Source organism: Streptomyces sp. NPDC050842 (genome assembly GCF_044456565.1).
Lineage (GTDB): Bacteria > Actinomycetota > Actinomycetes > Streptomycetales > Streptomycetaceae > Streptomyces.
Genome location: NZ_JBITGA010000019.1, coordinates 1 through 17,857, shown reverse-complemented (window position 1 = coordinate 17,857; position 17,857 = coordinate 1). Strand labels below are relative to the sequence as shown.

The following is a 17,857-nucleotide window of genomic DNA, read 5'->3' as shown; positions in this document are numbered from 1 at the left end:
TGCACCGGCAGACGGGTGCGTAGATCAACGCCGCAAAAGGGGCAAGGGGCAAGGGGAGAGATGGCAGCAATACCGGGGAAGAAGCGGAAGAACAAGACCGGGCGGCGAATTCTGGCCGCCGGTGCGGGACTCGCGACCGTCGGGGCGCTCTTCGCCGCGATGCCGTCGTCGGCGGGTGCCGCCGGGGACGCGTTCGCCGCCGGGAGCGAGAACGGCTACGGGAACGGCAAGGGATGGGGCCGGATGGTCGACGTCCAGCTGCTGTCCTTCAACGACCTCCACGGCAACCTGGAGCCGCCGACCGGCTCGGCGGGCCGGCTCACCCACCTCAAAGAGGACGGCACGACCGAAACCATCAACGACGTCGGCGGCGTCGAGTACCTGGCCACGCACCTGCGGCAGGCCCGCCAGGGCAACCGGTACTCCGTCACCGCCGCCGCGGGCGACATGATCGGCGCCTCGCCGCTGGTCTCCGGGCTGTTCCACGACGAGCCGACCATCGAGGCGCTGAACAAGCTGAAGCTCGACGTGAGCTCGGTCGGCAACCACGAGTTCGACGAGGGCGCGCGCGAGCTGGCCCGCATACAGAACGGCGGCTGTCACCCGACCGAGGGCTGCTTCGAAGAGGGCAGGACCTTCAAGGGCGCGGACTTCCCCTACCTCGCGGCCAACGTGACGGACGAGAAGAGCGGCAAGCCGCTGCTCGACCCGTACTTCGTCTGGGAGCGCGACGGCGTCAAGATCGGCTTTATCGGCGTCACCCTCGAAGGCACGGCGAACATCGTGTCCGCCGAGGGCATCAAGGGCCTGAAGTTCGGCGACGAGGTCGAGACGATCAACAAGTACGCCAAGGTGCTGGAGCGCAAGGGCGTGAAGTCGATCGTCGCCCTGCTCCACGAGGGCGGCCTGCCCGCCTCGGGCGCGTACAACTACGACTGTGACAGCCCGGGTCCCGGCAACGGCATCTCCGGCCCGATCGTCGACATCGCCAAGAACGTCAGCCCGCAGGTCGACGCCCTGGTCACCGGCCACACCCACCAGGCCTACGCGTGCACCATCGCGGACCCGGCGGGCAAGCCGCGCACGGTCACCTCGGCGGCCTCCTTCGGCCGGCTCTACACCGACACGACGCTCACCTACGACCGTCGTACGAAGGACATCGTCCGCACCGCCGTCGCCTCCGCGAACCACGTCGTCACCCGTGACGTGAAGCCGGCCGGCGACATGAGCAAGCTGATCAAGCGCTGGAAGGACCTGGCCGCGCCGATCGCCGGCCGTCCCGTCGGTCACATCTCCGCCGACATCGAGAACCCCCTCGAGCCGGCGGTGTACGAGAAGCCGCTGGGCAACCTGATCGCGGACGCGCAGCTGGAGGGCATGGCCCCGGCGGACAAGGGCGGTGCGCAGCTCGCCCTGATGAACCCGGGCGGCGTCCGCGCGCCGCTGACCCACAAGGCGTCCGGCGCCGAGGGCGACGGGGTCGTGACCTACGGCGAGGCGTACACCGTCCAGCCGTTCACCAACATGATGACGGCGGTCGACCTGACCGGCGCCCAGCTCGTCACCACGCTCCAGCAGCAGGTCAGCGGCCTCAACCTGGGTGCCCCGAAGATCCTCCAGGTGTCGAAGAACTTCACCTACACCCTGGACATGACCAAGGCCGGCGCCGACCGGATCGTGGTCGACTCGGTGCGGCTGAACGGTGAGGCGATCGACCCGGCGAAGACCTACCGGGTCGCGATGAACGAGTTCCTGTCCGGTGGCGGCGACGGCTTCGCCGTCCTGAAGGAGCACAAGAACAAGCTGGTCGGCGCGTCCGACCTGGACATGTTCACCGCCTACCTGGCGGCGCACTCCTCGGCCACCGCGCCGCTGGCTCCGCCGGCGACGGGCCGCATCACGGTCGTCAAGTAGCCCTTCCGGGCCCCTGAGCGAGGGGGCGGCGGACCGTTCCGACGGGCCGCCGCCCCCTTTCGCGTACGTCCGGAAGACCCCTGGTGTGTTTGTCGTGACCCTGACATCATCCGGCTCATGGAGCGACGACGTTTTCTCGTGGGGGCCCTCGCCGCCGGGGCCGGAGTGATGCTCGGGGCGCCCGCCGCCTCCGCCGTGGACGTACGGGCCTGGATGGCGGCGCACGGGGACGGTACGGCCCTGCGGCAGCTGACCATCCCGGGGACGCACGACTCCGGGGCCCGGTACGGCGGCCCCTGGACCGAATGCCAGAACAGCACCATCGCCCAGCAGCTGGACAGCGGGATCCGCTTCCTGGACATCCGGTGCCGGGTGACCGGCGGGTCCTTCGCGATCCACCACGGCGCCTCGTACCAGAACATGATGTTCGGGGACGTCCTCGTCGCCTGCCGGACCTTCCTCGCCGCCCACCCCTCCGAGACCGTCCTCATGCGGGTCAAGCAGGAGTACTCGGAGGAGTCCGACGCCACCTTCCGCGCCGTCTTCGACGACTACCTCGACGCGCGCGGCTGGCGCTCCCTCTTCCGGATCGGCGCCGGCCTGCCGCTCCTCGGCGAGGCCCGCGGCCGTGTCGTCCTGCTCGCCGACAACGGAGGGCTGCCGGGCGTCCGCTACGGCGACGGCTCGCTCTTCGACATCCAGGACGACTACATGGCCGAACCGTTCGGCAAGTACCCCAAGATCGAGGCCCACTTCCGCAAGGCGATCGCCCAGCCCGGGAAGCTGTACGTCAACTACGTGTCGACCGCAGCCGCGCTCCCGCCCCGCTGGAACGCCGACCGGCTCAACCCCCGCGTCCACTCCTGGCTCGACGGCGCCGAGGCCGCCGGGCGGACCGGCCTCGGGATCGTCCCCATGGACTACCCGAACACCCGCTCAGGCCTCGTCGAGGCCCTCCTCCGGCACAACTAGGACCTGCCCGGGCGATCACGCTGCGGTACTTCGCCAAGGGCTCCTGTCTCAGGCCGTCAGTAAGGTTCCCCGGCATGGGAGCGAGCAGATGGTCGTACTTCACGCCTTTCCGGCACAGTGAGCAGGATGCGCTGAACGATCTTCGCGAGGCGGTCTTCGCCCAGGACGCCGAGTACTACCGGGAAGCGGGCATCGAGACGCCGGCAGCGCTGATGGCGAGCGGTTGGCTGGAGGAGGAGCCGGCGCATTCGGTGTTGGACGTCGAGCGCGTGGTCCGTTGCGAGGAGGCCATGGAGGAGCCCGGCGACGTGAGGGTGGTCGAAGCGGCGGAAGCCATGGAACTCTTCGGCACGGCGCAGCCCGGACGGGAGGTCGTCGAGCAGGCCCTGAAGCGGGCCGGAGACGGTTGGTTCCCTCCGTTCGATCGCGGCTCCGGCTGCTGCACGATCGTGTACGCAGGCGAGGGCCGTCCGGCGGAGCTGTGCTTCTGGGGCTTCACCGGAGACTGATCCGGCTTCAGTGTTCCGGCGGCGGCGTCGGTGCGCCCGGCAGCCGGACCGTCGCCACCGTGCCGCCGCCCGGGGCCGGGGCGAGGCTTGCCGAGCCGCCTGCCTGGTGGACCGTGCGGGCGACGATCGAGAGGCCCAGGCCCGAGCCCGGCAGGCTGCGGGCCGACGGGGAGCGCCAGAAGCGGTCGAAGACGTGGGGGAGTTCGTCCGGCGGGATGCCCGGGCCGTGGTCCCGGACCGTCAGCTCGCCCCGCATCAGGGTCACCTCGACCGTGCCCCGGGGCGGCGAGAACTTCACCGCGTTGTCCAGGACGTTGACGAGGGCGCGCTCGACCGCCGCCGGCTCCGCCCGTACGTACCAGGGCGCGAGGTCCGTGACGAAGGTCAGCTCCGGGCCGCGCAGCCGGGCCCGGTCCAGGGCCGAGCGGAGGATGGTGTGGAGCGGGACGACTTCGAGGGGCCCCGGCCGCACCGTGTCCGGGCGGGCCAGCTCCTGGAGGTCGCCGATCAGCGCCGCGAGCTCCGTCATCTGCGCCTTCACCGAGGCCATCAGCGCCCGCCGGTCGTCCGGCGGGATCGCCCGGCCGGTCTCCTCGCTCCGCGCGAGCAGTTCGACGTTCGTCCGGAGCGAGGTGAGGGGCGTGCGGAGTTCGTGGCCGGCGTCCGCGATCAGCTGTGCCTGCCGGTCGCGGGAGGTCGCGAGCGCCGCCGTCATCGTGTTGAAGGAGCGCGACAGGCGCGCGATCTCGTCCTCGCCGTCCACCGGGATACGGAGGGTCAGGTCCTCGGTCGCGGCCACGTGCTCGACGGCGCCGGTCAGCCGGTTCACCGGTTCGAGGCCGGTCCGCGCGACCCACAGGCCCGCCGCGCCGGCGCCGACGACGCCGATCCCGGAGACCAGGAGCAGCACCCAGCGCAGCGTGGACATCGAGTTGTCGATCTCGGCGAGCGGGCGGGCGACGGAGACCGCGAGCCCGGGCGGGCCCCCCTGCGGGTACGTGTAGACCCGCATCTCCCGGCCGTCGCCGTCCTTCACCGTGTGCAGCGCGTACGACAGCTGGCCGCGCGCCACCGCGAGGTCGGCGGGGCCGGCCGGGATCGCGGCCTTGCCGGAGGTGCACACGCTGCCGTTCGCGAAGATCACCTGCACCGTGTACGAGCCCCCCATCGGCGGCGGCGTCGTGCCCAGGCGGCACAGCGTGAGCAGGTTCTGCACCGAGGCCTCGTCCAGCCTGCTGCTGCGCAGCGACGAGTCCATCTCGGCCTCCAGCTGGGCCCGCGTCACGAACCAGCAGGCCAGCGAGACCGCCGCGACCGCGACCGCCACCGCGAACGCGGTGAGCAGCGCGAGCCGCGACCGGAGCGGCCGCGAACGGAACCAGGCCAGGGGCCTGAAGCGGATCACTCGCTGCCTCCTCCGCGCAGGACGTAGCCGACGCCCCGCACCGTGTGCACGAGGCGCGGCTCGCCGCCCGCCTCCGTCTTGCGCCGCAGGTACATCACGTACACGTCGAGCGAGTTCGAGCTCGGCTCGAAGTCGAAGCCCCACACCGCCTTGAGGATCTGCTCCCGGGTCAGCACCTGCCGCGGGTGCGCCAGGAACATCTCCAGGAGCGTGTACTCGGTGCGCGTCAGCTCCACCGTCCGCCCGCTCCGGGTCACCTCGCGCGTCGCCAGGTCCATCCGCAGGTCCTCGAACGACAGCACGTCGTCGTCGGCCGGGGCCGCGGCGGCGGAGGCGTACGAGCTGCGCCGGAGCAGCGCCCGGATCCGGGCGAAGAGCTCGTCCAGCTCGAAGGGCTTCACGAGGTAGTCGTCCGCGCCGGCGTCGAGGCCGGTGACCCGGTCGCCGACGGTGTCGCGGGCGGTCAGCATGAGGATCGGCACGGTCGAGCCGGAGGCCCTGATGCGCCGGGCCGCGGTGAGCCCGTCCATCCGGGGCATCTGGACGTCGAGGACGACGAGGTCGGGGACGTACGCCTCGATGCGGGCGAGCGCGTCGAGACCGTCGACGGCGTCCTGCGTGTCGTACCCCTCGAAGGCGAGGCTGCGGCGCAGGGCCTCCCGCACGGCGGGCTCGTCCTCGACGATCAGGATGCGCTCGCGGGCGCCTTCGTTCACCTGGCCAGTCATGGCACCAGCCTCGCACGCACTCCGGACACCGCTCAGTCGTCTCCGCCGGAACGGAGGCCGTCGAGGTCGGCCTTCACCGTGTCGACCGGAATGGCGAATCCGAGGCCGACACTTCCGGCCGTGGAACCGCTCGAAGAACTGGGCGAATACATGGCCGAATTGATTCCGATGATCTCGCCGTTCATATTGATCAACGCACCGCCGGAATTCCCCGGGTTGAGCGAGGCATCGGTCTGGATCGCCTTGTACGTCGTCTTCGACGTGCCCGTGTCGCCGTTGAACTGCTGCCCGCCGAACTCGAACGGCCAGCCCTGTCGCGGGTCGTACTGCGGCTGCTGCTGCTCCTGGCCGGCACCGGCACCGGCACCGGCACCGGCACCGTCGTCGTTCTTGGCGACCGTCACGTCCCGGTCGAGCGCCGAGACGATGCCACTGGTGACCGTGCCGGTCAGGCCCTCGGGGGAGCCGATCGCCACGACCTCCTCGCCGACCTTCACCTGGGACGAGTCGCCGAGCGTGGCGGCCTTCAGGCCGGAGGCTCCCTGGAGCTTGATCAGCGCCAGGTCCTTGTCGGGGTCGGTGCCGACGACCTCCGCCCGGTACGACGTGCCGTCGCTGAGCTGCACGCTGATCTGGGAGGCGCCGGAGATCACGTGGTTGTTGGTGACGATCTCGCCGTCGGAGGTGATGATCACGCCCGAGCCGGTGGACTTGCCGGAGTTCGAGCTCGCGGAGATCTCGACGATGGAGGGGGAGACGGCCTGGGCGACGCCGGCGACCGTGCCCGCGCTGCTCGCGGAGACGTTCGTGCCGGTCACGCCCGAGAAGGCGGTGGCGGGGGTGTCGGTGGTGAGTTGCTGGACGAGCGTCGCCGCACCGCCGCCGACCGCCGCGGCCGCGATGGCCACGGCCGCGAGGAGCCCGACCCCGCGCTTGGCGCGGCGACGGGCGCCCGGGGCGCCGTCCGCCGCGACGGCGACCGGTGGATCCAGGGGCGGCGGCGGGAGGTGCCCGCCGGACGGAGGGAGGTGCCCGCCGGACGGAGGGACGTGCCCGCCGTGCCCGCCGGACGGCCAGATCGTGGTCCCCGGCTCGGTGGTGATCGGCTCGGTGGTGATCGGCCGGGTCGCCTCGTACGGCTGCGCGGCGTCGTACGGCTGCCGGTCACCCTGCTGCTGCGTCGGGGCGTACGGGGGCCTCGGGGGCTGCGGCGGGTAGTACGGCTGCTGCTGCGGCTGCTGCTCCTGGAAGTCCGTCATGGCTATGACTCTCGGAGCCGTACATGAGAGGCGTCTGAGGACCGGCTGAGAGGCCCGACAGAACCCTGTATGCCCGAAATAAGGATCCCCCTGAGTGGGGCCCGTCCGAGCCGTCGTCCATCTCGCGGTCGGCTCGTACGACGGCGGCAGCACCAACGACCTGCTGGCCGTCACCAACGAGCGTGTGGGCGGTCAGCCCGGCCGGCTCCTCGGCTGATCGGCTGCCGATCACGATCCCGTGCGGGGGCGGCGACGTCCCCGCGCGGTACGGGCGGCGTGCCCGTACCGGCGCGTACCGGCGTGAAGGCCTACTCGCCGCAGCCGCAGGAGCGGCGGACGACCAGGCCCGAGGGGAAGAGCTTGACCCGCTCGCGGCGCGAGCCCGCGACGCGCAGGCTGTCGTCCAGGACCAGGTCCACCGCCGCCCGGGCCATCGCCGGGCGGTCCGAGAAGACCGTGGTCAGCGGCGGGTCGGTGAGCGCCGCCTCCTTCACGTCGTCGAAGCCCGCGACCGCCAGCTCCGACGGCACCTCGATGCGCAGCTCGCGTGCGGCCCGCAGGACGCCGAAGGCCTGGTCGTCGGTGGAGCAGAAAATGGCCGGCGGCCTGTCCGGGCCCGCGAGCAGCTTCAGGGCCACCTGGTAGGCGTCGTAGCGGTTGTACGGGGCCTCGAAGAGCCGGCCCTCGGTCGGGAGGCCCGCCTCCACCATGGCGCGCCGCCAGCCCTCGACGTGGTCGGCGACCGGGTCGCCGACGGCCGGGGTGTTCGGGACGCCGCCGAGGCAGGCCACGTACGGGTGGCCGTGCTCCAGGAGGTGCCGGGTGGCGAGCTGGGCGCCGCCGATGTCGTCCGTCACGACGGCCACGTCGTCGATCGCCTCGGGGCGCTCGTGCAGCAGCACCACGCGGGCGTCCCAGGCCTCGATCTCGCTCGCGGCCTGCTCGCTCATGCCCTGGCTGACCAGGATCAGTCCGGAGACCCGCATGCCGAGGAAGGCCCGCAGGTAGTGGACCTCGCGCTCGGTGCGGTAGTCGGAGTTGCCGACGAGCACCATCTTTCCGCGCTCGGCGGCGGCCTGCTCGACCGCGTGGGCCATCTCCGCGAAGAACGGCTGCCGGGCGTCCGGGACGATCATGCCTATGAGGTCCGTGCGCCGGGACGCCATCGCCTGGGCCACCCGGTCGGGACGGTAGCCCAGCTCCTTGATGGCGGCGAGGACACGCTCGCGCGTGGCCGGGGCGACCGGCCGGGGTCCGTTGTTGATGACGTAGCTCACGACCGCGGTCGAAGTACCTGCCAGTCGAGCTACGTCATCCCGCGTCACCTTGGCCACGCGCGGCAGTCTACGCGGGGTGACCTACCTACCGGCAGGTCGCACTGTGGCGTCCGCCACGTTCCTGTCCTCCAGCGGAGTGACCTCCCGGTCGGCCTCCTTGACACGGGCGGTGCGGGCGGCCTCCTCCGTCCGGGTGTCCTTCGCCCGGGCCTCCTCGGCCGCGCGCTCGACCTTCTCCGGGGTGACGAAGCGGTAGCCAACGTTCCGCACGGTGCCGATCAGCGACTCGTGCTCGGGGCCCAGCTTCGCCCGCAGCCGCCGCACGTGGACGTCGACCGTTCGGGTGCCGCCGAAGTAGTCGTACCCCCACACCTCCTGGAGGAGCTGGGCCCGCGTGAAGACCCGGCCCGGGTGCTGGGCCAGGTACTTGAGGAGCTCGAACTCCTTGAAGGTCAGGTCCAGGACCCGGCCCTTGAGCTTCGCGCTGTACGTCGCCTCGTCGACCGACAGGTCGCCGTTGCGGATCTCCATCGGGGAGTCGTCGGAGACGATCTGCTGGCGGCCCATCGCGAGCCGCAGCCGCGCCTCGACCTCGGCCGGTCCCGCGGTGTCGAGGAGGACGTCGTCGATGCCCCAGTCGGCGGTGACGGCCGCGAGGCCGCCCTCCGTGACGACGAGGATCAGCGGACAGCCGGGCCCCGTGGAGCGCAGCAGCTGACAGAGGGAGCGGACCTGCGGGAGGTCGCGCCGGCCGTCGACGAGGATCACGTCCGCGCCGGGGGTGTCCACGAGGGCCGGGCCCTCGGCCGGAGCCACCCGGACGTTGTGCAGCAGCAGGCCGAGTGCGGGCAGCACTTCGGTCGACGGCTGGAGGGCGTTGGTCAGGAGCAGCAGAGAGCTCATACCGCGCCACCTGCCATCGGTCGGTCGTGCTTCGTTCGCTCGCTCATCACGCGGTTCCTCCTCGGTCCCTGCGAGGACGTGCACTGCTTCGTACAGATCACTGAAAGCTCTCGCGCCCTGAGAGCTTTTGTTCACCTATCCGTAACAACGGTCGGAAAACGCAAAAGGACCCGGGGGCTGCGTTGCCCGGATCCTCATGCCCAGCAGAATAGCCCACATGAGTTCAGAGGGAGAGAGCCGATTTCACATGGTGGATGTCTCGTCGCTCACTTCCGTCCATCCTTGCGATCCGCGGCGTGTGATGTTGCGTACGGATGACGGTGTCCGTATCGAGGCGGTTTACGAACCCCCTGCGGCAAGTGTCACCGAAACGGCCGTCACCGGTACGGGCGTCGCCGAGACGGCCGTCACCGGTACGGCCGTGGTCGTCGCCCACGGCTTCACCGGGTCGGCCGACCGGCCCGCCGTCCGCCGCGCCGCCCGCGCCTTCGCGGAGCGCGGCGCGGCCGTCGTCACCTTCTCCTTCCGCGGGCACGGCGGCTCCGGCGGCCGCTCCACGGTCGGCGACCGGGAGGTCCTCGACCTGTCCGCGGCCGTCCGCTGGGCCCGCGAGCTCGGCCACGCGCGCGTGGTGACGGTCGGCTTCTCCATGGGCGGGTCCGTCGTCCTGCGCCACGCGGCCCTGGAGCGGGGTACGGAGGGACGCGTGGACGCGGTGGCCGCCGTCTCCGCCCCCGCACGCTGGTACTACCGGGGTACGGCCCCGATGCGCCGCCTCCACTGGGTGGTCACCCGCCCCGCGGGCCGGATGGTCGGCCGCTACGGGCTCCGCACCCGGATCGACCGGCGGACCTGGGACCCCGTACCCCTCTCGCCCGTCGAGGCCGTCCCGCTGATCGCGCCGGTCCCTCTGCTGATCGTGCACGGCGACCGGGACGCGTACTTCCCGCTCGACCACCCGCGGATGCTGGCCGGGGCGGGCGACGCCGAACTGTGGCTGGAACCGGGGATGGGCCACGCCGAGAACGCGGCCGACGAGGAACTGCTCGCCCGGCTGGGGGACTGGCTCACGCGCCGATAGCCCATCATGGGAAGCGGCGCGCACACGAACGAAGGGAGCGCCGCTATGGCAGCGGGAACCATCCGCTACTGGGCCGCGGCCAAGGCCGCCGCCGGTGTCGCCGAGGAGCCGTACACCGCCGAGACCCTGGCGGAGGCCCTGGACGCGGCCCGCGAGAAGCACCCGGGCGAGCTCGCCCAGGTCCTCCGGCGGTGCTCGTTCCTGATCGACGGCGACCCCGTCGGCACCCGGAGCCATGAGACCGTACGGCTTGCCGAGGGCGGCACGGTCGAGGTGCTCCCCCCGTTCGCAGGAGGGTGAACCCCAGCAGCATGAGCAACGACCAGCAGTACGACCCGTACGCGAACGGGCAGGGCCACGGGCAGCACGTCCCGGATGTCACGCAGACGTGGGAGGGCCAGACCTGGGACACCCAGTTCCAGCCCGCGGTCCAGCAGCGGCAACAGCAGCAGCCGCCCGTGACGTACGAGGCGCCGTACCAGGATCCGTACGCGCAGCCCGCCTACGACAGCACGGCGTACCCGCAGCCGCAGGGCGTGACGTACGAGCAGCCGCAGCAGCCGCAGCCGTATGAGCACCAGCGCCAGCAGCAGCGGCAGCAGTACGCGGCGGCTCCCGCGGCTCCCGTGGCGTACGACACGCCCGTGCCGGTGGAGTACGCGCCCGAGCCCGTGGCCGAGGCGGCGGGCTCGGGCTACTCGTCGCCGACCACCTCCGGCAACACCCGGATCACCGACGCCCAGCGCGCGCGTGCCGAAGGCCGCTCGCCCGTGATCGAGCCCGGTCTCCAGCCGGCGGCCCTGACCGCCGTCCTCGGCCTGCTGCTCGCCGGCGGCGCCGCCCTCGGCCCGTACGGGCTGCTCGTCCCGCTCGTCCTCCTCCAGGGCCTCACCGCCGCCGGCTGGTTCCGGCTCAACGGCATGTGGCCCGCCCGGCAGGGCATCGCCCTCGCCTTCGCCGGCGGTCTCGTCGCCGACGCCGCCCTCCTGGCCACCGGCCGGGAGCACGCGGCCGCCGCGATCCTGGGCACGCTCGGCGTCTGGGTCCTGCTCTGTCTCGTCCTCCAGCTCCGCAGCCACGCCGACCCGGACGAGCGGATGTACGGCCTGATGGCCGGCATCGCCTCGGCCGCGCTGACGGTCGTCGCCGCCGGGCACCTCGGCGCCGCCCCGGACGCGGTCGTCGTCGGCGGGATCGCGGTCGCCGCGACCGTCGTCGCCCGGGCGCTCCCGCTGCCCGGCCCGGTCTCCCTGGTCATCGCGCTCCTCGCGGGCGCGGGTGCCGGGATCGCGGCGGGCGGGCTGACCGACCTGGGCTCCTCCGGCGCGCTGATCGGCCTCGCGGCCGGGGTCTGCGCGCTGATCGGCCTGCGGGTGGCCAGCTACGACTACCCGTCGCGCTTCGTCCACATGACCGCGGGGATCGCGCTGCCGCTGACGGCCGCCGCGCCCGCCGTCTACCTGCTGGGCCGCGCCCTGGCCTGAGTCCGGCCGGGACCCGGGAGGGAACCAAACGGCCCCTCGACACGTCGATCTTCGTGTCGGGGGGCCGAACACTTATCCAGTCGCATTTCTGTCTATCGGGGAGACGCACAGCCCATGCGAGCACTGCGGATTCTGTTGATCGTGGCCGTCGTGCTGGGCGGGGTGCTCGTCGGGATCGACCGGCTCGCCGTGGCGTACGCCGAGTCGGAGGCGGCGAGCCGGGTGAAGCTCTCGGGGACGAAGAGCGACTCGATCGAGATCGACATCAAGGGCTTCCCGTTCCTCACGCAGGTCGCGGACAAGCGGTTCGACGAGGTCGACGTGGTGGCGAAGGGCGTCGAGGCGACGGCGGGCAGCCGGCAGATCCGGATCGGCGAGCTGACGGCCGCGCTCCGGGACGTGACCGTCACCGGCGACTGGTCGGGCGCGCGGGCGGGCTCGGCGTCCGGCACCGCCCTCATCTCGTACGCGGACCTCACGGCCGCCTCCGACCGCGAGGCCACCGTCGCCTACGGCGGCGACGGGAAGGTGAAGGTCACCGGCGGGGTCGAGATCATGGGCCGCACGCTGACCCGCTCGGTCCTGTCCACCGTGACCGTGGTGAACGGCGACACGATCAAGGTCCGCGCGGACGAGGTGCCGGGCGAGGGCATTCCGGGTGTGGAGCAACTGGTCCGCGAGCGGACCGACTTCGAGCGGCCGATCGGGCTGATCGCCGGGATGAAGGTGGAGAAGGTCGAGGCCAGGCCGGACGGCCTCGCCGTCGCGGTGACGGGCAAGGACATCGCCCTGGCGGGCTGAGGCCCGGAGGAGGCGGCGGGGAGGACTGCGCGGGGGCTTCCGGCCGGGCGGCCGCCCCACGGCGGCCCTTGAGCGGCCGTAAGCGACCCTTGAGCGCCCTTGAGCGGCCCGTGAGCAGCGCCGCGCCATCAACCGCGCCATCAAACCCGCGCCGTCACCGCGCGGCTCTCGCACGCTCCCGTACGCCTCCGCGCGCGCTCATGCGCCCTCGTACGCCCCCGTTCGACCCATGGACGGCGCCCCTGGTCACATGCTGAGACGTCGCCGTCCGATCCGCAGAAACCGAAGCGGACACCGCCGCGCGGAGGCGCCCGGAGCCGACCCGTACGGTGATCACGTCTCGCATCTCGGACGATCGCGTCTCAAAATACGACACACCGGTGACACGGCCGCCTGTCCGTCCCTACGATCGAGGGCATGAAGCGACAGGCGGATCTCACGAAGCGGCGGGCAGTAGACCTGTGCCGCGTCGCCGCCATGCTCTGTCGCTCAGTCTGAGCGGGAGCGCCGACTCCCGTATTCCCTCAGGCCCTTCGACCGCGGTCGGGGCCGACCTGTGCAGCCGTACGCACGTCGTACGCCACGCGACGACGCGTACCGGATCACAAACCCGCACCAACCGCACCACACCGCCGCACACTGCCCCGGAGGAGAACAGCATGGCTCGCAGCGACGTCCTGGTCGACGCGGACTGGGTCGAGGCCAACCTCGACAACCCGCAGGTTGCCATCGTCGAGGTCGACGAGGACACCTCGGCCTACGAGAAGAACCACATCCGCAACGCCATCCGGATCGACTGGACCCAGGACCTTCAGGACCCGGTCCGCCGTGACTTCATCGACCAGGAGGGCTTCGAGAAGCTCCTCTCGGCCAAGGGCATCGGGAACGACACCACGGTCGTCCTCTACGGCGGCAACAACAACTGGTTCGCCTCCTACGCCTACTGGTACTTCAAGCTCTACGGTCACCAGGACGTGAAGCTCCTCGACGGCGGCCGCAAGAAGTGGGAGCTCGACTCCCGCGACCTGGTCGACGGCTCCGCCGTGCCGGCCCGCCCGGCCACGGAGTACAAGGCCCAGGCCCAGGACTCCTCGATCCGCGCGTTCCGCGACGACGTCGTGGCCGCGATCGGCGCCCAGAACCTGGTCGACGTCCGCTCGCCCGACGAGTTCTCCGGCAAGCTGCTCGCCCCGGCGCACCTCCCGCAGGAGCAGTCGCAGCGCCCCGGCCACGTGCCGAGCGCCCGCAACATCCCGTGGTCGAAGAACGCCAACGACGACGGCACCTTCAAGTCGGACGCCGAGCTCAAGGCCCTCTACGAGGACGAGCAGGTCGACCTGGCGAAGGACACCATCGCGTACTGCCGCATCGGTGAGCGCTCCGCGCTCACGTGGTTCGTCCTGCACGAGCTGCTCGAGGTCACGAACGTCAAGAACTACGACGGCTCGTGGACCGAGTACGGCTCCCTCGTCGGCGTGCCGATCGAGCTCGGCGCCAACAAGTAAGTCCTCCTCCGGACCTCCCCTTCTCCGGACCCCTCGACCGTAAGGACAGAACACCATGTGTGGAGCGCAGCCCGGCGGCCCCGACGCCTCGACGATCAAGCCCGGTGAGACCACCATCCAGGGCTTCGTGACCAAGGACGGCGAGCCCGTCACCGGTTACGTCCGCCTCCTGGACTCGACCGGCGAGTTCACGGCCGAGGTCCCGACCTCCGCCACCGGACAGTTCCGTTTCTACGCGGCCGAGGGCACCTGGACCGTCCGCGCCCTGGTCCCGGGCGGCACCGCCGACCGCCAGGTCGTGGCGCAGAAGGGCGGCCTCGCGGAGGTCGCCATCGCGGTCTGATTTTCTGACGCGCCCCTCGCACCGCTCGGCGCCGGGGGCGCCTCACAGGCTTCGAGCGAAGCCTCGTCATACCGGCCGTAGGGCCGTGCCTCCTGGGGGGTTGGACGCCATTTCCAGGACTTGAGGCACGGCCCTTCGGTCTGCCCGGACCCAGGGTCCGGACGTACGCTGAAGAGGTGTACGCACGCCGTCGCCACGTCTACTTCTGGCTGATGGGCGCCTGCCTGGTGCTTTTCGTGGGCGCCTGGGCCGTCGTGCGGCTCTTCTCGATGCCGGTGGCGATCGGCATGTGCGTCGTCGCCATGGTCATACCCCCGGTCGCCGCGATGATCGCGAACCGCCGGGGCCCTGAGGACCGCTGGTGGGACGACCCTTCAGGGGACCCGAAGTCGGACGAGTGGTGGGACGAGCTCGACGGCAAGAAGCGCCGGAAGTAGGCCGTCCTCAGGCGCCTCAGGCCGTCCTCAGTAGACGAGGGCCTGGGTCTCGTCGGCCATGGCCTCCTGGACGAAGACCTGCGCGCCCGCGATGCGGATGCCGTCCAGTACGTCCTTCTCCGTGATCTCGCGCCGGGTCGCGCACTGCGTGCACAGCGTCACGCGCCCGGCCGCCAGGACCGAGTCGATCAGGTCCGGCAGGGGCGCGGCGTGCGGCAGCTCGAACTCGGCCGCGCGGCCCGGGAGGGCGAACCACGAGGACTCGCCGGTCAGCCAGAGCGAGACCTCGACCCCGCTGGCGACGGCGACGGCGGCCACCGTGAAGGCCTGAGAGCAGCGTTCGGGGGCGTCGGCCCCTGCGGTCACCTTGATCACGAGCTTCTTCGCCATATGCCGAACTGTAATGCGCGGCACTGCAACCTCCTGCGGCTCTCACGTGTCAGCTGGGTGCGCGGGTTACGGAATCCGCGATTCAGGTCTCGTGGGGGGACTGTTGAACAACGAAGAAATCAGCCCTGATCAGGGAATAGTGCCGCCGTCCGAGGTCGTACGACCGCGCCGCCGTGCCCTCCGTACGGTCGGGCTCGTCGCCGTCGCCGCCGTCCTCGGCCTCGTCGGCGGCACGGCGGTCGGATACGGCGTCCAGGCACAGCGCGAACCGACGCCGCTCCCGCCGCTGAACCAGCCGGCCCTCGCCTATCCCAAGCCTCTCCCGAAGGGCCAGGCGCCGGATCCGCTCCCCGCTTCGGAGGACCGACAGGCCAAGGCGCAGGGCGACCTGCGGAAGCTGCTGGTCCCGAAGCCCGCGGGCGCGAAGAAGGACGAGTTCGGAGACCGCGACGGCTGGATGTCGGTCCGCGAGTACGCCTCCGACTTCGAGCGGGCCGGGGAGGCGCTGAGCTACCAGCTGGAGCTGGGCATCCGGCGCGTCGCGGTCACGTCCTGGAAGACGGGCGAGAACCGGCTGAGCCAGGTCCGCCTGATCCAGTACCGCCCCGGCGACGAACTCGGCGCGCAGGATCACGTCGAGGACCAGCAGGGCTACATGACCGAAGAGGAGTACGCGGAGGACGAGGGCGAGGCCCTCAAGGGCTCCGGCGACGGCCGCTACTACGTCTTCCCCGTGCGGCGGGAGGCCGGATACCTCGACTTCTACGAGGCCAGGGCCTACTTCCACCGCGGCGACATCGCGGTCGAGATCTTCATCTTCGACACGAAGAAGATCGCGGAGAAGGACATCCGTTCGCTGGCCGAGCGACAGCTGGGGCGCCTGTGACTGAGGACCGGAACGACGTGAACGCACCCATCGAACCCATCGAACCCATCGATCCCACCGAACCGATCGCGCCCGCTCCACTCGGTGAAGCCGCCGCCGAGGCCCCGCGGCAGCCGAAGCGCGGCGGGCGCCGGACCCTGCTCGGGGTCGTCCTGCCCGCCGTGCTGGTCCTCGGCGCGGCGGGCGGCGGCGTGACGTACACCGCCGTCACCGTCTCCTCCGCCGACCGCACCGCGCCGACGGTGGTGTGGGGCCCGGCGGAGACGACCGCGAACGACACGGACCCGGCCGCCGAGTCCGCCGCGCGCGGCAAGGCGAACACGCCGTTGAGCAAGCTGCTGCTGCCCGTGCCGCCCGGGTACGCGCTCGGCCCCGACCACGAGCTGTTCGGGAACGACGGCGAGCTGGGCGAGGCGGAGGCCGTCGCGCAGATGAAGCAGGAGGGCGAAGGCCTCTCCGGCAAGAAGCGGCGCGCGTACGAGAAGGACGTCGACCGGCTCGGCATCCAGGGCATCGCGGTCCGCTCCTTCACGGACCTGACCGACGCCGCCGTCCTCTCCGTGCAGATCACGCGGATGAAGGACAAGAAGCGGATCAAGGACAGCTTCAGGCTCCGCAAGGAGGTCCTGGAGTTCCTGGAGTTCCCGAAGGGTCCCAAGGTGAAGGACCACCGGAACGCCGCCTGCTACCTCATGCCCGAGGACAAGACGCTCAAGAAGAAGGAACGGGAGGAGCAGCTCGACGGCATGGTCTGCGTCGCCTACGACTCCGAGGTCATGGTCTCGGTCACGGCGGCGGGCGCCAGGCCGTTCGACCGGGCGGGCGTGGCGGACCTGCTCAAGCAGCAGCTCGACCACATCGAGTCCCCGGGGGAGTACGTATGACCGAGCAGACCCAGACCCAGACCCAGACCGAGCCCCAGAGCGAGCCCCAGAGCGAGCCCCAGAGCGAGCCGTCGGCCGAGCCGCAGACCGAGGCCCAGGCTGAGGCCCGGACCGAGGCTCAGGTCGAGCCCCGGATCCCCGCGCCGTCCGTGCCTCAGGCCGAAGCCGTACCGGCACCCGAAGCCGCACTCGTACCCGTCCCCGCGCCGAAGAAGTCCCGGCGGCCGCTGCTCGCGGCCGTCGCCCGCTGGACCGCCGCGGTGCTCGTGTGCGGCGGTGTCGGTGCCGGTACGGCCCTCGGGCTGACGTCCATGGAGCGCGACGAGGTGCCCGGTCTCGCGACCGAGTCCGACGGTCGCTGGACCTACCCCGCGATCGCCCTGCCGGCGCTGCCGGAGGGAGTCCCGCGTCCGTACTCCGACGGGAACGGCGGCGAGGTCCACCACGCCGACCTCCGCGAGCTCGTGCTGCCCGCCCCGGAGGGCGCCACGGTCGACCCCCGCCTGAACGGGGGCTGGATCGGCCTCGACACCTACCTCGCGCACTTCCACGCCGACGACCGGGTCGCGGTGAAGGAGGCCCTGGCCGACTCCGCCCTGCGGCACATCGCCGCCCGCGGCTGGACGACGCCGGACGGCACGACCACCCGGGTGTACCTGATGCGGTTCACCTCGGTCGCGTTCGCGGAGGCGTTCAAGGACGACGTCCTGGACACGGGCGTACGCGGCAGCAGGCTCCCGGCCGGCGTCGACGGCGAGACGGCGGACACCGTCCTGAAGGACGTCCGGGTGCCCTTCCTCTCCCTGTACGCCTTCGACGAGCGGAAGCCGTACGGACCCGAGCAGACCCGGTGGGCGTACATCCAGGCCGGCGACACCCTCGGGCTGGTCACCCAGACCCGTAAGGGCGAGGCGCTCGCCGTGCCCTTCCAGCAGACCGTCGCCCTCCAGGCGCAGCTGCTCGGCTGATCGCCACCGTGTGTCGCTAGTACTGCAACGGTCTTTGCTGTGACGGTTGGACAGGTCGGTCGTTGGATTGTTCATGGGTGGGGTTCTTGTTGATGCCCGGTCGTGGGCGGG

General features: G+C 71.4%; 21 protein-coding genes. 15 read left to right on the top strand and 6 right to left on the bottom strand.

Annotated features, from left to right (window positions below):
* Positions 1-60 precede the first annotated feature (60 nt).
* The 3 genes from ACIBG6_RS38270 (at position 61) to ACIBG6_RS38260 (ending at position 3,395) form a co-directional block, all read left to right on the top strand.
* Positions 61-1,914 carry a bifunctional metallophosphatase/5'-nucleotidase gene (locus tag ACIBG6_RS38270; RefSeq protein WP_399227380.1) on the top strand — a complete coding sequence of 618 codons (1,854 nt, stop codon included), beginning with the start codon at positions 61-63 and terminating at the stop codon, positions 1,912-1,914.
* 117 nt (positions 1,915-2,031) lie between these two features.
* On the top strand, positions 2,032-2,886 hold the full coding sequence (locus ACIBG6_RS38265; protein WP_399227379.1) for a phosphatidylinositol-specific phospholipase C: 855 nt from the start codon (positions 2,032-2,034) through the stop codon (positions 2,884-2,886).
* Between the two features lie 74 nt (positions 2,887-2,960).
* On the top strand, positions 2,961-3,395 hold the full coding sequence (locus tag ACIBG6_RS38260; RefSeq protein ID WP_399227378.1) for a hypothetical protein: 435 nt from the start codon (positions 2,961-2,963) through the stop codon (positions 3,393-3,395).
* 7 nt (positions 3,396-3,402) lie between these two features.
* Here ACIBG6_RS38260 and ACIBG6_RS38255 read toward each other — a convergent pair whose 3' ends face one another.
* From ACIBG6_RS38255 to ACIBG6_RS38245, 3 genes are read right to left on the bottom strand one after another with little or no spacing between them, the layout of a single operon-like run.
* Positions 3,403-4,800, bottom strand: coding sequence for a sensor histidine kinase (locus tag ACIBG6_RS38255; RefSeq protein ID WP_399227377.1), 1,398 nt, complete (start codon positions 4,798-4,800; stop codon positions 3,403-3,405).
* Complete coding sequence (locus tag ACIBG6_RS38250) at positions 4,797-5,528, bottom strand: response regulator transcription factor (RefSeq protein WP_399227376.1); 732 nt, start codon at positions 5,526-5,528, stop codon at positions 4,797-4,799. The genes ACIBG6_RS38255 and ACIBG6_RS38250 overlap by 4 nt, the downstream gene beginning before the upstream one ends.
* 32 nt (positions 5,529-5,560) lie before the next feature.
* Complete coding sequence (locus ACIBG6_RS38245) at positions 5,561-6,787, bottom strand: S1C family serine protease (RefSeq protein ID WP_399227375.1); 1,227 nt, start codon at positions 6,785-6,787, stop codon at positions 5,561-5,563.
* A 94-nt stretch (positions 6,788-6,881) separates the two neighbouring features.
* Here ACIBG6_RS38245 and ACIBG6_RS38240 point away from each other — a divergent pair, with 94 nt between their 5' ends.
* Entirely contained in the window at positions 6,882-7,004 is a 123-nt protein-coding gene (locus ACIBG6_RS38240) for a hypothetical protein (protein ID WP_399227374.1), read from the top strand.
* 91 nt (positions 7,005-7,095) lie between these two features.
* Here the strand turns inward: ACIBG6_RS38240 and ACIBG6_RS38235 are convergent, their stop codons facing one another.
* Positions 7,096-8,121, bottom strand: a complete 1,026-nt coding sequence (locus ACIBG6_RS38235) for a LacI family DNA-binding transcriptional regulator (protein WP_399227373.1) — start codon at positions 8,119-8,121, stop codon at positions 7,096-7,098.
* A gap of 24 nt (positions 8,122-8,145) precedes the next feature.
* On the bottom strand, positions 8,146-8,967 hold the full coding sequence (locus ACIBG6_RS38230; protein WP_329622114.1) for a response regulator transcription factor: 822 nt from the start codon (positions 8,965-8,967) through the stop codon (positions 8,146-8,148).
* A gap of 217 nt (positions 8,968-9,184) precedes the next feature.
* Here ACIBG6_RS38230 and ACIBG6_RS38225 point away from each other — a divergent pair, with 217 nt between their 5' ends.
* The 8 genes from ACIBG6_RS38225 to ACIBG6_RS38190 all read left to right on the top strand — a co-directional run bounded on the left by ACIBG6_RS38225 (position 9,185) and on the right by ACIBG6_RS38190 (position 14,618).
* On the top strand, positions 9,185-10,048 hold the full coding sequence (locus tag ACIBG6_RS38225) for an alpha/beta hydrolase (protein ID WP_399227372.1): 864 nt from the start codon (positions 9,185-9,187) through the stop codon (positions 10,046-10,048).
* A gap of 45 nt (positions 10,049-10,093) precedes the next feature.
* The gene (locus ACIBG6_RS38220; RefSeq protein WP_399227371.1) at positions 10,094-10,348 is read left to right on the top strand and encodes a MoaD/ThiS family protein; all 255 of its coding nucleotides are present in this window, start codon (positions 10,094-10,096) and stop codon (positions 10,346-10,348) included.
* 11 nt (positions 10,349-10,359) lie between these two features.
* Positions 10,360-11,532: a hypothetical protein gene (locus ACIBG6_RS38215; RefSeq protein ID WP_399227370.1), complete on the top strand. Its 1,173-nt coding sequence runs from the start codon at positions 10,360-10,362 to the stop codon at positions 11,530-11,532.
* A gap of 114 nt (positions 11,533-11,646) precedes the next feature.
* Positions 11,647-12,333 carry a DUF2993 domain-containing protein gene (locus ACIBG6_RS38210; protein WP_317597690.1) on the top strand — a complete coding sequence of 229 codons (687 nt, stop codon included), beginning with the start codon at positions 11,647-11,649 and terminating at the stop codon, positions 12,331-12,333.
* A gap of 417 nt (positions 12,334-12,750) precedes the next feature.
* Positions 12,751-12,831: a putative leader peptide gene (locus ACIBG6_RS38205; RefSeq protein WP_350497993.1), complete on the top strand. Its 81-nt coding sequence runs from the start codon at positions 12,751-12,753 to the stop codon at positions 12,829-12,831.
* Between the two features lie 161 nt (positions 12,832-12,992).
* Positions 12,993-13,838, top strand: coding sequence for a sulfurtransferase (locus ACIBG6_RS38200; protein ID WP_055642244.1), 846 nt, complete (start codon positions 12,993-12,995; stop codon positions 13,836-13,838).
* A 55-nt stretch (positions 13,839-13,893) separates the two neighbouring features.
* The gene (locus tag ACIBG6_RS38195; protein WP_017242395.1) at positions 13,894-14,181 is read left to right on the top strand and encodes a DUF1416 domain-containing protein; all 288 of its coding nucleotides are present in this window, start codon (positions 13,894-13,896) and stop codon (positions 14,179-14,181) included.
* A 176-nt stretch (positions 14,182-14,357) separates the two neighbouring features.
* Entirely contained in the window at positions 14,358-14,618 is a 261-nt protein-coding gene (locus ACIBG6_RS38190) for a DUF3099 domain-containing protein (RefSeq protein WP_399227369.1), read from the top strand.
* Between the two features lie 27 nt (positions 14,619-14,645).
* Here ACIBG6_RS38190 and ACIBG6_RS38185 read toward each other — a convergent pair whose 3' ends face one another.
* Positions 14,646-15,008 carry a DsrE family protein gene (locus tag ACIBG6_RS38185; RefSeq protein WP_024756301.1) on the bottom strand — a complete coding sequence of 121 codons (363 nt, stop codon included), beginning with the start codon at positions 15,006-15,008 and terminating at the stop codon, positions 14,646-14,648.
* A gap of 103 nt (positions 15,009-15,111) precedes the next feature.
* On the opposite strand from ACIBG6_RS38185, the gene ACIBG6_RS38180 reads away from it, so the two are divergent.
* Genes ACIBG6_RS38180 through ACIBG6_RS38170 form a run of 3 tightly spaced genes read left to right on the top strand, consistent with a single transcriptional unit; the run spans position 15,112 to position 17,746 of the window.
* The gene (locus tag ACIBG6_RS38180) at positions 15,112-15,894 is read left to right on the top strand and encodes a hypothetical protein (RefSeq protein WP_399227368.1); all 783 of its coding nucleotides are present in this window, start codon (positions 15,112-15,114) and stop codon (positions 15,892-15,894) included.
* A 17-nt stretch (positions 15,895-15,911) separates the two neighbouring features.
* Entirely contained in the window at positions 15,912-16,778 is an 867-nt protein-coding gene (locus tag ACIBG6_RS38175; protein WP_399227367.1) for a hypothetical protein, read from the top strand.
* Positions 16,775-17,746, top strand: a complete 972-nt coding sequence (locus tag ACIBG6_RS38170; protein ID WP_399227365.1) for a hypothetical protein — start codon at positions 16,775-16,777, stop codon at positions 17,744-17,746. Before ACIBG6_RS38175 ends, ACIBG6_RS38170 begins: the two co-directional genes overlap by 4 nt.
* Positions 17,747-17,857 lie beyond the last annotated feature (111 nt).